The organism is Paenibacillus sp. FSL P4-0081, assembly GCF_000758565.1.
Lineage (GTDB): Bacteria > Bacillota > Bacilli > Paenibacillales > Paenibacillaceae > Paenibacillus_AQ > Paenibacillus_AQ phytohabitans.
Genome location: NZ_CP009280.1, coordinates 6,668,129 through 6,682,968 on the forward strand (window position 1 = coordinate 6,668,129; position 14,840 = coordinate 6,682,968).

The window sequence follows — 14,840 nt, forward strand, 5'->3', positions numbered from 1 at the left end:
GATTCCTCCTAGTAGTCTCATTAATATTCCGCGTTCCGGAACAGTCTCATCTGTACGAGCGAGATGGCGAGAACAATCGCGAACAGAATAAAGGCGGCAGCGGTGCCGTAGCCCATCTGCATCTGCTGGAAGGCCATTTTATAAATATAATAGACTGCGGTTTCGGTAGCCCCGTTGGGTCCTCCACTGGTCAATACAAAAACAAGGCCGGACAGCTTAATGGCATCAATTGTCGTCATAATCACAACGAAGGCCGTGGTACGGTTCAGCAAAGGAAGCGTAATGCGGAAGAACTGCTGTATTTTTGTAGCACCGTCTACCCGGGCCGCCTCGTATAAATCTTGCGGAATGTTGTTCAGTCCGGCCAGGAAGATAATCATGAAAAAGCCTACGCCTTTCCATATTCCCAGCATGATCACACCGTTCATCGCCGTATCCGGGTTGGACAGGAAATTGGTAGTGGGCAGATGAAATGTCTTCAGCACATTGTTCAGAATCCCGAATTCCTTGTTGTAGATCAGTTTGAACACCGTTGCGGCCACTGCCGTAGAAATGACAACCGGAATGAAATAGAGGGTGCGGAACAGACCGGTAAGCTTGAACTTTTTCTGGATTAACAGTGCTAGGCCCAGTGAAATCGAGGTCTGAATCGGAATAACTACGATGGCAAAATGAAACGAATGCCTGAGACTGGCCAAGAAATCCCTGTCCGTCACCAGAGTCTTGTAATTATCCAGCCCGATAAAGCTGCGGGTCGATCCCACCAGGTTATAATTCTGAAAGCTGATCACAAAGGCTTGCAGCATCGGATAGAACACAAAGATGAGCAGCAAAGCAAAAGAAGGCAGCACGAACCACCAGGCGGTCATTTCTTCTCCCCGCAGAAACCGGCGGGGCTTTTTGCTTGATGGGGCAGTTTTGGAGGCAGACTCAGCTGCCGCTGTAACGCTTGTCATGATCTTTTCACTCCATTTCAATCCGGTTTATAGACGTACACGTTCATTACGGCATACACTTGCCCACCCGGGGCAAGAGCTTTAATCTCCGTCTGGCCTTCCTTCAGCCCCTTTACGACAGCGGATGTTCCGGCACGGCTCTCCACCTGTGCAACTGCCTCATCACCCGACACCCAAGTAAGATCCTGGGGAGCTGTCAGCGGAACGACCGCCGCTGCCGCTTCCACAGTGCCGCCAAGCGGAACATCCACACTGGATTGGCTAAGCAGGACTCGAAGCGGTTCCGAGCCGTCCGGATCCTCATTCCGCCATACACTGGCCATCGGATAAAAGACGGCCTGGTCCAGCATCACATCACCCTTTTTCACATACAGCTCCAACCCGTTGCTGGTAGCCCCCGGGAAAAGAATACTGGAAACCACAGTCTCACCGTCTGCGCCGAACACCTCCAGCGTCGATTCATCCACATAGATATGCAGCCTGATTTTACCGTTTACCGCTCTTAAGGGAGCCTGAACCGTTTCGGCAAACCCGGCTTCAAATGAACTGTCGCCTGATCGGGTTCGATCCACTGTTAGTGTCGAATTAACGTTGTTATAAGATATAATAGTTTCCTGATCTCCGCCTTTTCTCAGTTTGAATCCGAATTCCGCCTCTCCCTTCACGGTGAACTCGGTATCGAGTTCATAGGAAGTCCCGTGCAGACTGGCCAGGGGATTGTTGCCTGGCTTGAGCCGCTGGGTTCCCACCTTGACCGCTTGGCCACGCAAGGCTTCCAGCTCTTGTACCGGCTGCTGGACGAGGCGCAATCCCTCACCGGGAATGTCGCGCAGCTTCAGCTCCCGCGGCAGCGACATATTCCCTTTCCACGGAGCGCTTGGCATAGAGAACGGATAGCGCCAATTGGACATCCAGCCGGCATAGATCCGGCGGCCGTCACTCTGCGGAATATCAGAGTAGGACACTGCGGCGTAGAAGTCTTTTCCGTAATCGGTCCACAGCACTTTGGAGGGCTCATTCTCGTTCTTGAATGTCTGTCCGTCAAAGCTACCGATGAAATATTGCGCCGCCGAGCCACGGGTTGAGCTGTTATTGCCGATGCTGAGCGCCAGCACCCACCGGGTCTCCTTGCTGCCTTCCACGGGAAGTTCAAACAGATCCGGACATTCCCAGACGGCGGCATGCGAGCCCTGATCGGCGCCGAATTCGCTGGCCAGCTGCCAGGTCTTCAGGTCTGGAGAGGTATAGAATCTCACCCGGTTGTCCACCGAGACAACCATCACCCAAGCGTGCGAAGGCTCATGCCAGAACACCTTGGGATCTCTAAAATCCTTGAGTCCCGGATTCGGAATCACGGGATTGCCCTCATATTTGATCCAGGTGCGTCCTTTATCAGAACTGTACGCCAGGCTCTGCGACTGCATTCCACCTTTGAAATGGGTGAAGATCGCAACCAGTCCCGCTTTTCCGCCAAAAAAACCGCTCGTATCCTTCCAGTCCACCACGGCGCTGCCTGACCAAATCTCCCCGAGCGAATCGCGCAGGAGCGCTACCGGCAGATGCTGCCAATGGATCAGATCCGTGCTGACGGCGTGACCCCACTGGCCGCTGTTCTGGTAGAACTGGTGATATTCACCTTCGAAATAAACCATTCCATTCGGATCGCTCATATTCCCGCTTTCCGGCGACAGATGATACTGCGGGCGGTATAGCTCCGTGTAGTAATCAGGAACCGCAGAAAACTGAAAGGCCGCAGGTGCAGTAGCAGAGATGGCATTGGACGGAGTTTTAGAGTCAGAAGTATTGCTGGTATGATTACCGTTGCCGCCAATAGTGCACCCTGCGATAACCAGCAGTACTACGGCCACACATGCCAGTTTGCTTGTAGCTTTGCTCTCTTTATGTGCTTGCTTCTCTCCAGAAACATTCATGCTGCATACTCCTATTCCTTGTTTGGTTGACACTATTGTAGCTGAACGGCTAGAGAAATCATTTCAATATGATCGGCTCAGAAGTTGTGATGTTTTCAGGGGTGATTCTTCAAATACCATTCACGGTATTCTTTGGGGCTTTTGCCGCTATTTTTTTTGAAAGAGGTGCTGAAATAGCTGGAACTGGAATAGCCGACAAGCATGGCGATATCGGTCAGCTTCAGTTCGTTCTCTTGCAAAAGCTGCTCCGCCTTGGTCATTCTCAGCCTGGTGACATAGTCGCTGAACGTAATGCCCACATGCTGCTTGAACAGCCCGGATAAATAGGTCTCATTCAGATGAAACATTTCGGCGAGGGAAGAAAGCGTCAACTCGTAGGAGAAATTCTCCTCCACGTATTTTCTGACCGCTTCGACCATATGCTGTCCGCTGGAGAAGCGGAGCTTCCTCACTTCGTCCATAACCAGCTGCGCCAGCTCATCGATCTGTCCCCGCACGCCTTCACGCGACTGGTAATCGGCAATGGTCATCTGACAGTTCCACAAATACTTCTGCAGGGCGGAGCCGCCGAGCTCGAACTTCTTGGCGATGGAGCTGAACATCAGCAGCATCCGCAGGGCCAGAAAGGTAAAAGCAAACATCGGCGTATCTCTTTCGCTACTGAAAATGGTGTCAAGCTGCTGGCGGAAGGTGCTCATGTCCAAATTTTCAATCGCCTGCACCAGCTTCCGCTCCACCTCCGGGGTAAAAGCCTGCGTAAGCTCCATCACCCGGCTCCGTTCGCCCTTTCCATCTTTATACACGGTGCTTTGGCTCCAGGACAGCATGCATGAAGCATAACCGTTCTTCAGCCGCTTGAGTCCGTTCACTTCCTCGCCAATCCCCGTCACACATTCCAGCTTCAGGTAACTGGCGATGTTTCGTTTCAGTTCTTCTACGAACCTGTCCGTTCGATCGGCATGCTCCGGCCCCGGCTTCATAATAACCAGAAAATACATCATCGCTGAATTGGCGACATCGCTGAACGGATAGATTCCTTTCCGCTTAGCAGCCGTCTCCCGGCATAACATCTGAAAAGCCAAATTGAGCAGATCCCGGCGCTCCTGCCGGTCCGCCATCCGCCCCGCCGGCACTCTCATCTCCACAGCAACAAACTGCAGCTTCAGATCATCCGCCGTCAGCGGGGTCAGCTGGAGCTGCTGCAGCCGTTCCCTGATAGCCGCCAAGCTGTACCACTCGTCCTTGACCATTTGCAGCAAAAAATTCTCCTGCAGCAGCCGCAGCTGCTCATTTTTCTGCAGCAGATCCTGCCGTGAGGCCTGCAGGTTTTTTTGCTCCTGTCTAATTTCTTCACCCAGCTTGCCAAGCAGCTCATTCAGTTCTGCGCGGGCTACCGGCTTCAGCAAATAATCCTTCACTCCAAGCTGTATGGCCGATTTCAGATAATCAAAGTCAGAGTATCCCGACAGCACAACCGTCCTCAGCAGCGGATACTTCTTTTTGCAGATGCGGATAAATTCAATGCCGTCCATCTGCGGCATACGGATATCGGAGATGACCAGCTGCGGCAGCGGTCCCTGCTCCAGCAGCTGCAGCGCTTCATTGCCGCTTGAGGCCTCCGAGACCACCCGGAAGCCGGCGGCTTCCCAATCGATTTTGGCTTTGATACTGTTGCGGACCCCCTTCTCGTCATCCACCAGCATAATCTCATACATGATTATCACCTCTCTATCATCGGCAGCTTCAGTGTAATGGTTGTTCCTGTATATAGCTTCGAATCAAGCACGGCTTCAAACTGCTCGCCGTAATACAGGCGGCAGCGGGAGAGCACATTGCGTAGTCCGATGCTGTCCCCTTTATGATTTAAGATTCCCACACTGTTCCTAAGCTCCGTATCGGCAAGAATGCTGGCGATCAGTTCCGGTGTCATTCCTGGACCGTTATCCTGGATCTGCAAGTGCAGGCGCTCTCCACACACACTGGAGGTGATCGCCACCTCGGCGACCCCCCCTTTTTCCAGGCTGTACTTCACCGCATTCTCTACCAGCGGCTGCAGAATAAACTTGGCGATGAGCAGCTGATCCGCGGCGGAATCCTGCCGGACCGTCACCATCAGATGATCCTCATGCCGCAGCTTTAGGAGGAACAGGTAGTCACGGATATAGCCAAGTTCCTCGCTGACTTGTACCAGATCCGTATCGAGACTCAGCGAATAACGCATCATTTTACCCAGTGCTTCCGTGGCGTCCATGACCAGATCCTCCCGTTTCATCGCCGCCAGACCGCTGATGATCTCCAGTGTATTGTTGTAAAAATGTGGATTGATTTGCAGCAGGAGCGCTTTGTATTCGGCATTTTTCCGGCGCAGATTGGTCTCGAATTCCGTCTCAATCAGATACTTCAGCTGATGGGTCATCTGCTCAAATACACCGGCCACATAGTCCACTTCGCTCTGCCGTGATCTAACCTTTGGCATGTCCTTAATCGCCAGCTCGAACTGCCCGTTTTTGACATGCCGCATGGCCCGGGCCATGGCACTTAATGGCTTCGTTATGCCGGTGGAGAGCCACAGCGCGACAATAATGACAAGGATCAGCAGAACAAAGCTGGCAACGAGCAGCGTTTCTTTGAGCATTGTGATGGTGGCATACAGCTCCGCCTCCGGCACCTCGCCGACGATCAGCCAGTTCTGCGCAGGCAGCCTGCGGTAAAAGAACAGATAGTCGGTCCCCCCTTGGCGAAGCGGAAACATACCGCTGGTCTGTCCTCCACTATGTTTCTGCACAGTAGCAAGCCCGTCTCTAAGCAGGCCCTCAGATCCTTTCAGATCCTGATTGAGTACACTGAGGCCTTCAGCCGTCAGCAGGAAGGCTTTGCCGCTTTTGCCGAAGCTGATTTTATCCAAATCCTGGCGCAGCAGCACCGTAGGATAATTGATTTTGATCACTCCGACATCCTTAAGGGACTGGAGCTGCACCAAAGGGAGCACAAGGCTATTGACATCGCGCGAACGTATGTTGTCGTCGGCCTGATCCCTGTCCTTATGAGCCTGCGTCCAGCGTACATCCTGCTCCTTATACTGGCTGTACCAGCTGCTCTTCAAGTAGCTCAGGTCCTGTGTCCATAACCCGCCCTTTCCCTCCGCAAAGGTGGAAATGGAAATCACATTCGAATTATTGATCGCATAAGAGGATAACAGCTCCCGCATCTTTTGCTTGGCCAGATACTTTTCACCCTTAGTGCTCTCATCGTTCAGGTCGGCGGTTATCCATTCCTGTGTGATGTCGCTGCTCAGCACCTGGTTGCCCATATCCTCAATCTGCGTCAGCAGTGTGCTGACATGGGAGGCAAATTGGTCTATGGTTTGCAGCGTGGAAGTCTGGGTAGATTTTCGGATCTGCTCCGACGATTCCTTGCTGAGGATAAAGACAACCGCCGTAATCGGAAGGATCAGCAGAATCGAAAAAGCCAACATCAATCTGCTGCGTAACGAGTAGAACATGACAACCGCGCCCCTTGCTATCATTATGGTCCAAAAATTCAAAATAACCCCACAACGTGGAGCTAAATCTAAAGCTTCTTTAAGCTGAAAGAAGAAACAGCTTTACCGCCCTTTTGATAAAGGGCGGCTGCCGTTTCTGCAATGTTTGGAAATTTTATTATTTTTGCGGCAGATCTGCATATGCCTTGTCAATCTTTTTGATGGCGTCGGCAATGGCTGCATCCGTGTTGCGTCCGGCGATGGTCACTTCCTCAATCATCTTGTTTACCGCTTCGGACATTTGCGGGAAGATCGGTGTAATCGGACGCGGTCTGCCGAATTTCTGATTCTGTACGACAAAGATATTCTTCGGATATTGACCTAGCTCAGGGAACTCGTTGGCTACTGAATAGCGGGCCGGAATATCTTTTGTGATAGAGCAATAGGTCTTAGCCCCTTCAGTACCAGTCACCCAGTTTACAAACTGCCAGGCAGCTTCGGCATTTTTACTCTTCGCGGAAATGGCCAGCGACCAGCTTCCGTTCGCGACAGCCTGCTGGGTTTCCTTCGGGAGTGGTGCGATATCATAATCTTCGCCTAATTTGAAATTAGGGAACTTGTCGGCATAATTGCCCAGTGACCAGGAGCCGTCAACCGTCATCGCCAGCTGGTTGTTCGGGAACGGATCTGGCGGGTATTCCAGGGAGGACACTTTATCTTTATTATACAGGTCGGAGAAGAATTGCAACGCCTTTTTGGTCTCTGGCTTATCCAGGTAGCCTTTGGATGTTGTTCCATCCGGGCTCATGATCTCGCCGCCAAACTGCCAAATAATCGGATATTTAAAGTATGCTGTTGTTCCTGCATTACCGAAGCCTTGCGCCGGATCAATACCGTACACGCCTTTGGCCGGGTCGTTAAGCTTTTTAGCTGCATCCAGCACCTGATCCCAAGTCCAAGGCTCTTCCGGGTTCTTGGAGGGAAGAGGGATTCCCTTCGCTTCAAACATTTTTTTATTATAGAAAAGAGCAATGGAGGATTCGGTGAGCGGAGCCATGTAAATTTCATTATTATAGGTATACGTGGCAATGGTCGATTCCGGAATATCCTCCAGGTTACCGTCCTTCTTGAAATAGGCGGTCAGCGGCTGTAAGGCACCCGCATGGGCGTAAGAAGCCATATTCGGACCGTCGACGGCCATAATATCAGGGGGACTGCCCGAAGCAATGGATGTTCTCAGCTTGGTATCGTAATCGGCATACGGAATCGGACTCATCTCAACCTTGATATTAGGATGCGCTTCATTAAACGAGGCCACCAGCTTGTCATAGGCTGAATTCTCGGCGTCATTGCCCGAGTTTCTCCAGAACGTGAGCGACACCTTCTCTTCTTTGGGTGCCGACGAACTTCCCGCCTCCGGCTGCGCGTTATCCCCTTTGCTTCCACATCCGGCGAGCAGTCCGCATGCCAACATCGCGCTTAGTACCACTTTACTCTTACTGTTCAATAATGCCCTCCCCTTTCATCTACTGTCTGCGCTTACAACTGAATATTATCAAACATGCCCGATGATAAAATTCATTATCCTCTGCACTAAACTTTCAAAATGTTCGGTATTTCTATCAAAAGCAATTATACCGGATACGACCGGGTGACAAATAATTAGAGGCAAGGCAATATCTACGAACAGAGGCAGACCCTTATCTTTTTTCAAAACTGCGCGAACGGACCGTTGTTCCAATCGCTGTTTAAACGGGAAATGGACAATAGTTATAAAAACGCAAAGCAGCGATCCTCTAATACCAGGAGAATCGCTGCTTTGCTGAGTTTTACCGTTTAACAATGAAGGTTTGCTATGACAACTAACAATCAGGGTTGGAATAAATAGCTTATATCCGCTTACAATACGACTCTTCACTTTTCATCATATGTTCTTCTCTATACTGGCCGGGACTTACGCCCACAACCTTCTTGAACACCTGGCAGAAATACCGCTGGTTATCATATCCGACATTTTGGGATATTTTGAAGATTTTGAAGCTGCTTTCTCTTAGCATCTTTTTCGCTGTCTGAATGCGCAGCAATGTAACATATTCCAGAATGGTCTGTCCGGTCGACTTGGAATATAAGTTGCTTACATAGGAAGAATTGAGGCCGAACCGTTCTGCCAATTGATCCAGCCCAATATTTTCATGGTAATGGGATTCAAGATACGCTTTGATTTCTTGAACCACCTTTTCCTTCATGGTAGTCTTGGTTACACTCAAATAAAATTGCACACTCTTCGCTAAATCCTGCAACTGTTGCTGCAAAGACGACCAATCCGGCGTTTCCAGTATCCTGTCAATCAGCTGCATGCGGGCGCCGATCACTTTCTCAATCTTGATTCCATAGTCCTGTTCGATCAGATCGAGCATCCGGTTCACCCACTCTATGCCTGCCTTCTTCAGCAGAACAGGAGCCATCAGCCGTCCCGTCCCCCATTCCGTCCAACGTTCAAGCATCTCCTCGAACTCTTTCTGTTCGTAACGGACGAAGGATTGGGTGTTGTCAGACCAACGGGTCAGCCACTGCCCGGATACGCGGGTAATCTCCTCTAAGCGGCTCCCCTCCATAACCGGAACCCCAAAGAACACCCCCATTTCACATGCCTTGTCGGCTGCCGCAAAAGAGAGATTTGCATCTATAATTCCAGCTACAACCGGACCCAATCCAAACGACAATGAAATATCGTCCGCTGAGCTGTCATTCGAGAAGGCTTCGGCTGCAGACAGCAAAATTTCTGTTAATGGCTCGTTGTCCTCCATGGCCGCCATGCATAATAAGATGACTTTCTGTTGCTCGTAGAGTAGGTCCACAACGATTCCGTGATTCGTCAAAAAGCTAAGGAGAGCATCTGTAGCGCCATTGTTCTTCATTCGTTCGAGCCACAGCGTCTCCGTGCTTCCAATCACTAGGACCGCAAACTGGTTATATCGTTCGTAGGGCGTCTGATCAAACGATGGGCGTTTGGCATGGACGATTAGATCTGTAAACGCCGCCCGGTCCAAGGCTGTTGCATTCCGAAGCTCAGGGTGATTCCCCGTTGTATCCGCTTTACGCTCCAGACGCTTGAGCGCCCTCGAGACAGTCTTGGCTACTTCCTCAAGCTCTGCCGGCTTGATCAGATAATCCACCGCCTCCAGCTCAATGGCTTCTTTGGCGTATTCAAACTCGGAATACCCGCTAATGATGATACATTCCGCCTTACGGCCTTTCTCCTTCAAGGCACGGATCAGCTCCAGCCCATTCAGGCCGGGCATCCGAATATCTGTCAGCACAATGTCCGGATCGGACTGAAGAATCCGTTCCAGGGCTTGTTTGCCGTTAGTTGCCGTCCCCACGATCACTATGCCATACGAGTTCCAGTCGATCACAGCCGACAATGTCTCCACCACCAGCTGTTCATCATCCGCTATAAACAGTTTATACATGATGTAATCCCACCTTCATAGCCGGTCTTAATCCATTATTCCGATCCTTAGGGTAACTTTGGTTCCGATGGCTGGAATGCTGTCTATGCGCAGCCCGTGGTTCTGGCCATAATGCAATTGAATCCTCTCCTGGATATTCCTTAATGCATATCCCTTAGGCTGCGTAACCGCAGGATCAAAGCCTACGCCGTCATCCTCGACTTCGAATACAAGCGTCTCTCCTTCGATACGTCCCCGAATGTAAATATTCCCTTGGCTCTCCTTCAGCTCGATTCCATGAAAAATCGCATTCTCCACCAGCGGCTGTATCAGGAGCTTAAGCATACGGATATGCTCAATTTCCGGTTCGAGCTCAATGGCCACCTCGAATTTTCCGTTATAGCGGATATTTTGAATCTCCAAATAATTTTTCACCTGGTCGATCTCATTGCGGACAGTGGTAATGTAATCTCCATTATTCAAGCTTAACTTAAACATGTTAGACAGCGACATGACCATTTTCGAAATGTTTTTGGCACCGATTCGTTCGGCCATTAGATAGATGGAATTCAGCGTATTGTATAGGAAGTGAGGGTTGATTTGACTTTGCAGCGCGTGCAGCTCTGCTTCCCGCTCCTTCAGCCTGGCTTCTATTAATTTGTCCGATAATTCAGAGTTGGTGCGGAAGGTCCTCAAGAACTGATTGCCTATTTTCCCAATTTCATCTTCCTCCTGAAAGAGGATTCCTTCGATCATCTCCCGTTTGGCCGCTTTTCTGGCGACGGAGGAGAGTAACGTCAATTGCTTCGTGATACGCTTCGAGATTAAATACGAACCATAGGCAGCCAACAGGAAAGCCACCATTGTCAGTGTGAGCGTAACATTACGTATCCAGACAATCTCCGAATTGATGTTAGAATAAGGGATCATGCTGACCACTTTCCACTGGGTTACCGGATTGGTATCGAAGGTGATAACATACCGTTCTCCGCCCATCGTTTCGATGCGGGTACCCCGTTCAGGCAAGCCATAGAGCAGATTCATTTCTTTGGGAGGAAGCTGTTTCAAGTCGGCAGTGCGGGAATTATAATAAATGACTTTATTTTGCTCCAGGATCATCAAATTCCCGTTTTCCGCATTGGAAATATTCCGGAACATTTCATCGAAGACCCGCCTGTCGATTGAAATAATTAACATGCCGATCGGTTCGAGCGTCTCCAGGTTGTTTAACTGTTTACCGTACAGCAGCAAGTTCGGACTGTCCTTGACAAGCCGGACTTCATCGCTGTTCAGCCACAAGCCCCGCCCGCCCATACCTCCCACCTGTTGATACCATTTCGTCCGTGAGACCGCCTGGTAGATATTGTCGTACGTTAACCTGTCCCATTGGTTCGTGGTAATCAGTTCCCTTTGCCCGCTGCCCACGTAAACGTAACGTATATAGGATTTGTTGTTGGTAATATTGACGATCAGATTGCGGGTCGCATTTTGAAGGTCATAGATCTCCTTGAAATCATTTTTAGTATAGGAAAGGAAATTCTGAACGTCACGGGAGGACAACATCAGCTTCGAGATCGCTTCCACATCATTCACGAACGTCTGGATATTCCAATTGATGGAGCCCAGCAAGTTGGAGGTGGTATCGGACATCTTGTTTTCGATCACTTTGCTTAAATAGACGAAGGTTAAGGAAGCAATCAGGACAAGCGGCAGCAAGGAACAGGCGATGGACAGTATAATGATTTTGCTGCGGATGCTGATTGACAGGAACAGCCGGTGTATTTTCATGAGATCCCCCTGACCCAGCAAAGTTGCAGCCTGGTACTTTCAGTATACCTTCTGACAAAGGGATGCGGGAGATCAACCTTTCGTTGCTCCTGCGGTCATGCCGGAAATAACGCTCTTGTTGAAAATGAAATAGACCACCATCGTCGGAATGGTCGTGATGCTGATTGCAGCAAAGGTCGCTCCCCAATCCGTCAAACCGTACTGTCCAATATAATCCATTAAGCCAACTGGAATGGTCCGTGATTTCAGATCATGAATAAACGTATTGGCAAAAATAAATTCATTCCAGACAAATATCAGATTCATAACGACAACTGTGACGATCGTATTCCGGGATAGAGGGAAAATCATCCGCCAGAACACCTGGTACACACCGCAGCCATCCATTACAGCGGCCTCCATGATCTCATTCGAAATGTATTTATAGAAGCTCACGAACAGATAAATCGAGATCGGCAGGGCAAAACCCACTTGGGGCAAAATAAGAGAAGCGAGCGTATTGATAATTCCTATTTTGTTATAAAGTATGAACAGCGGGATGAGCACGACCTGAATCGGGATCATAATGCCGCACAGAAATAAGAACAACACACTTTGGCTCCATTTAAAAGACATCTTCTCGATCACGAAAGCGGCCATGGCACTGAATAAGATCACAAGCACGATGGTCGTCACGGCGACTATGAAACTATTGGAAAAATAAGTCCCCAGGTTCCCTTTGCTCCACACATTGAAATAATTATCGAAAGTGTATTGGCTTGGCAGGCTGAGCGGATTATCCCCTGAAAAATCGTTAGGCCCTTTAAAACTGGAGATGAACACCCAGACCAGCGGATACACTTGAATGACAAGCAGAGCAAAGGAAACAACTAGAAGAACCGCCTTGGAATAGCCAGAAATTTTCATCATCAGGTCTCCTTACTGTCCATCATCCGTCTGATAAAGGCAACTGCAATGAGGCTTTCAATGACGATAAATACAGCCATCGCGCTGCCATAGCCGAAGTCCAGACTGGAGAATGCGGTTTTATACATATAGGTTGGCAATAATTCTGTTACGCGGCCAGGTCCCCCGTTCGTCATGATATACGGGATGTCGAACCCTTTAAGCGCCCCCGTAGTCGCCATAATGATTGAGACCATCAGAACCGGCTTAATCAGCGGCATTTTGATCGAACGAAACAGATTCCAGGAAGAAGCTCCGTCAATTCTGGCAGCCTCCTCGATATCGGAAGGTATGGAAATTAATGCACTATACAGGATAATCATATAAAGACCGATATAACGCCAGCCTTCGGGTACCGATACTGCACCCAGAGCCCAATTGAGGTCGGACAGCCAAGGTTTGCTCCAGTCTCCAAGACCTATCTGCTGCAGACAAAAGTTCAGGATTCCGACCGGCTCAAACGAGTACACATTTTGGAACAACTGTGCTATCGCTACTGATGTGATGATGGCAGGGGCAAAATATAATGTTTTGAACAATTCTCTCCCTTTGGTGATGCTGGTCAGCAGGATGGCAACCAACAAACCAAGAAATACCTGCATGGCTACAATAATGGAAACATAGATCAGATTGTTGCTGAACGCCTTCCAGAATGTTTTGTCGCCGCCGAACATCTTCGTGTAATTGTCAAAGCCGATATAGAGCATATCTGAAACTCCGTCCCAGGAGAAGAAACTGAAATACATCGACCAAAGGATAGGCGCCAGCACGGTGAGCAAATACACCAATAATGCAGGCAGCAGAAAGACGAGAGCGGCTTTGCGGTTGCGCAGGACTTTATCCATAGGCTTGCTCATTCCCTAATTTTAGTTTTATTGTACTTACAGCAGCCAACCGGCTTGCGGCTGGCCGCCATGTTTAGAATCGCTATTTGAAGTATTTCGGCGCGTTTTCTTTAATCGCCTGATCCATTAGTTCGGCAAATTCTTCCGGAGTATGGGCTCCCAGAGCCAGGGCATTCAATTCGTTGCCCAGCAGCTCATTCGTGGCCGGATCAAGGCGCGTATCCCACGGGACCGCAAAGACGTTGCCGGATTTCGCGATTTCGTCCTGAATTTTATAGAAGAGCTCCGGCATCCCCTGTTCTTGATCAAGTGAATAATTGAAAGGCGAGAATTGGCCTTTCTCCGTATAGGCCTTCGGGTATTGCTCCAGAAGGAATTTGACGAATTCCTTCATCGTATCATCGAAGGTCTCCTGGTTGAAGGCAACGCCGATACCCGAGTTGATAAAATAATCATTGTCAGCCGTTGTGGCGCCTTCCATCATGGGAAGCCGGAAAAACCCGATATTATCCTTCATTTCTGCGCTTACTTTATCATTTACGAAGTTCATGGTCTCCCACGAACCCATGTAATACATGCCGGCTTTGCCGCTCAGGTACAAGTCGCGCGCTGCGGTGTAATCCGTTGCAGTGAATCCTTGCTGAAAGTACCCTTTGGTGCCCAGATCGTGAACGAACTTAATCCCTTCCATGCCGGCCGGGTCCTTGAAGGATGCTTTGCCTTGCTTTACATTTTCGATAAAATCATTGCCTGTCATGCGGAACGGTTTGTACGCCAGGTACCGGAGAACCGGCCATTTATCCTTGCCGTCGACGGCAATCGGTGTAACCCCGCTTTGCTTCAGCTTCTCGGCAACCTCCATGAACTCATCGAACGTCTTCGGCGGCTCCAGGCCAAGATCCTTGAACATCTTGATGTTGTACCAGAATACCTCGATTCCATATTCCAGCGGGAAAGTATACATGCTGCCGTCTGCGAACTGCTGATATTGCAGGGCCACCGGACGGAAATCTTCATATTTCCCAAGCTCCTCCAGCAGTTTTTTCATATCTACCAGTTTGCCTTGCTCCACGAGCTTGGAAGCATAGGCATCCGGATCTGTATCAAACATGGCGGGCATCTCATTGCTCGCAATCAATGTCCGCAGCTTCTGCAGATAGGACGGGCGATCACCCGTGCCCTCCAGAACCAGCTCGAATTCCGGATGCGTCCTTGAGAACTCATCTGCAATCTCCTTTACAGTAACAGCCGGAGGGCTGTCTACGCCGCGGGCCACGAACCACTTGTATGTTTTCTTGTCCACCTTCTGCGGATTTGCCGATCCGGTTTCTGAAGCGCCGTTATTAGTATTTTTGCCTCCGCATGCGCTCACCATCGCCGCCAGGACAACCAGTGATAACGAGAGAGTCAGCCATTTGACATAACGTTTCATTTATAAGACC

General features: G+C 49.8%; 10 protein-coding genes. All 10 read right to left on the minus strand.

Annotation, left to right across the window (positions count from 1 at the left end; all coding sequences use genetic code 11):
* Positions 1-20 precede the first annotated feature (20 nt).
* Positions 21-956 carry a carbohydrate ABC transporter permease gene (locus P40081_RS28400; RefSeq protein WP_081970191.1) on the minus strand — a complete coding sequence of 312 codons (936 nt, stop codon included), beginning with the start codon at positions 954-956 and terminating at the stop codon, positions 21-23.
* Positions 957-973: 17 nt separating this feature from the next.
* Positions 974-2,887, minus strand: a complete 1,914-nt coding sequence (locus P40081_RS28405; RefSeq protein WP_052422058.1) for a GH32 C-terminal domain-containing protein — start codon at positions 2,885-2,887, stop codon at positions 974-976.
* Between the two features lie 95 nt (positions 2,888-2,982).
* Entirely contained in the window at positions 2,983-4,602 is a 1,620-nt protein-coding gene (locus P40081_RS28410) for a response regulator transcription factor (RefSeq protein WP_042139507.1), read from the minus strand.
* 5 nt (positions 4,603-4,607) lie between these two features.
* Positions 4,608-6,389: a cache domain-containing sensor histidine kinase gene (locus tag P40081_RS28415; RefSeq protein WP_231575208.1), complete on the minus strand. Its 1,782-nt coding sequence runs from the start codon at positions 6,387-6,389 to the stop codon at positions 4,608-4,610.
* A gap of 157 nt (positions 6,390-6,546) precedes the next feature.
* Positions 6,547-7,875, minus strand: a complete 1,329-nt coding sequence (locus tag P40081_RS28420; RefSeq protein WP_042139508.1) for an ABC transporter substrate-binding protein — start codon at positions 7,873-7,875, stop codon at positions 6,547-6,549.
* Between the two features lie 382 nt (positions 7,876-8,257).
* A complete protein-coding gene (locus P40081_RS28425) occupies positions 8,258-9,841 on the minus strand; it encodes a response regulator (RefSeq protein ID WP_042139509.1) in 1,584 nt (527 codons plus the stop codon).
* A gap of 27 nt (positions 9,842-9,868) precedes the next feature.
* Complete coding sequence (locus P40081_RS28430) at positions 9,869-11,608, minus strand: cache domain-containing sensor histidine kinase (protein WP_042139510.1); 1,740 nt, start codon at positions 11,606-11,608, stop codon at positions 9,869-9,871.
* A 72-nt stretch (positions 11,609-11,680) separates the two neighbouring features.
* Complete coding sequence (locus tag P40081_RS28435) at positions 11,681-12,517, minus strand: carbohydrate ABC transporter permease (protein WP_081970193.1); 837 nt, start codon at positions 12,515-12,517, stop codon at positions 11,681-11,683.
* Complete coding sequence (locus P40081_RS28440) at positions 12,517-13,398, minus strand: carbohydrate ABC transporter permease (protein WP_042139512.1); 882 nt, start codon at positions 13,396-13,398, stop codon at positions 12,517-12,519. The genes P40081_RS28435 and P40081_RS28440 overlap by 1 nt, the downstream gene beginning before the upstream one ends.
* A gap of 82 nt (positions 13,399-13,480) precedes the next feature.
* On the minus strand, positions 13,481-14,830 hold the full coding sequence (locus P40081_RS28445) for an ABC transporter substrate-binding protein (protein WP_042139513.1): 1,350 nt from the start codon (positions 14,828-14,830) through the stop codon (positions 13,481-13,483).
* Between the last annotated feature and the right edge of the window lie 10 nt (positions 14,831-14,840).

Bases quoted from the DNA above. Each gene is read 5' to 3' on its own strand.
- P40081_RS28405 (WP_052422058.1), bottom strand. From the start codon at position 2,887: ATGAATGTTTCTGGAGAGAAGCAAGCACATAAAGAGAGCAAAGCTACA.
- P40081_RS28410 (WP_042139507.1), bottom strand. From the start codon at position 4,602: ATGTATGAGATTATGCTGGTGGATGACGAGAAGGGGGTCCGCAACAGT.
- P40081_RS28445 (WP_042139513.1), bottom strand. From the start codon at position 14,830: ATGAAACGTTATGTCAAATGGCTGACTCTCTCGTTATCACTGGTTGTC.
- P40081_RS28415 (WP_231575208.1), bottom strand. From the start codon at position 6,389: ATGTTCTACTCGTTACGCAGCAGATTGATGTTGGCTTTTTCGATTCTG.
- P40081_RS28400 (WP_081970191.1), bottom strand. From the start codon at position 956: ATGACAAGCGTTACAGCGGCAGCTGAGTCTGCCTCCAAAACTGCCCCA.
- P40081_RS28430 (WP_042139510.1), bottom strand. From the start codon at position 11,608: ATGAAAATACACCGGCTGTTCCTGTCAATCAGCATCCGCAGCAAAATC.
- P40081_RS28440 (WP_042139512.1), bottom strand. From the start codon at position 13,398: ATGGATAAAGTCCTGCGCAACCGCAAAGCCGCTCTCGTCTTTCTGCTG.
- P40081_RS28425 (WP_042139509.1), bottom strand. From the start codon at position 9,841: ATGTATAAACTGTTTATAGCGGATGATGAACAGCTGGTGGTGGAGACA.
- P40081_RS28435 (WP_081970193.1), bottom strand. From the start codon at position 12,517: ATGATGAAAATTTCTGGCTATTCCAAGGCGGTTCTTCTAGTTGTTTCC.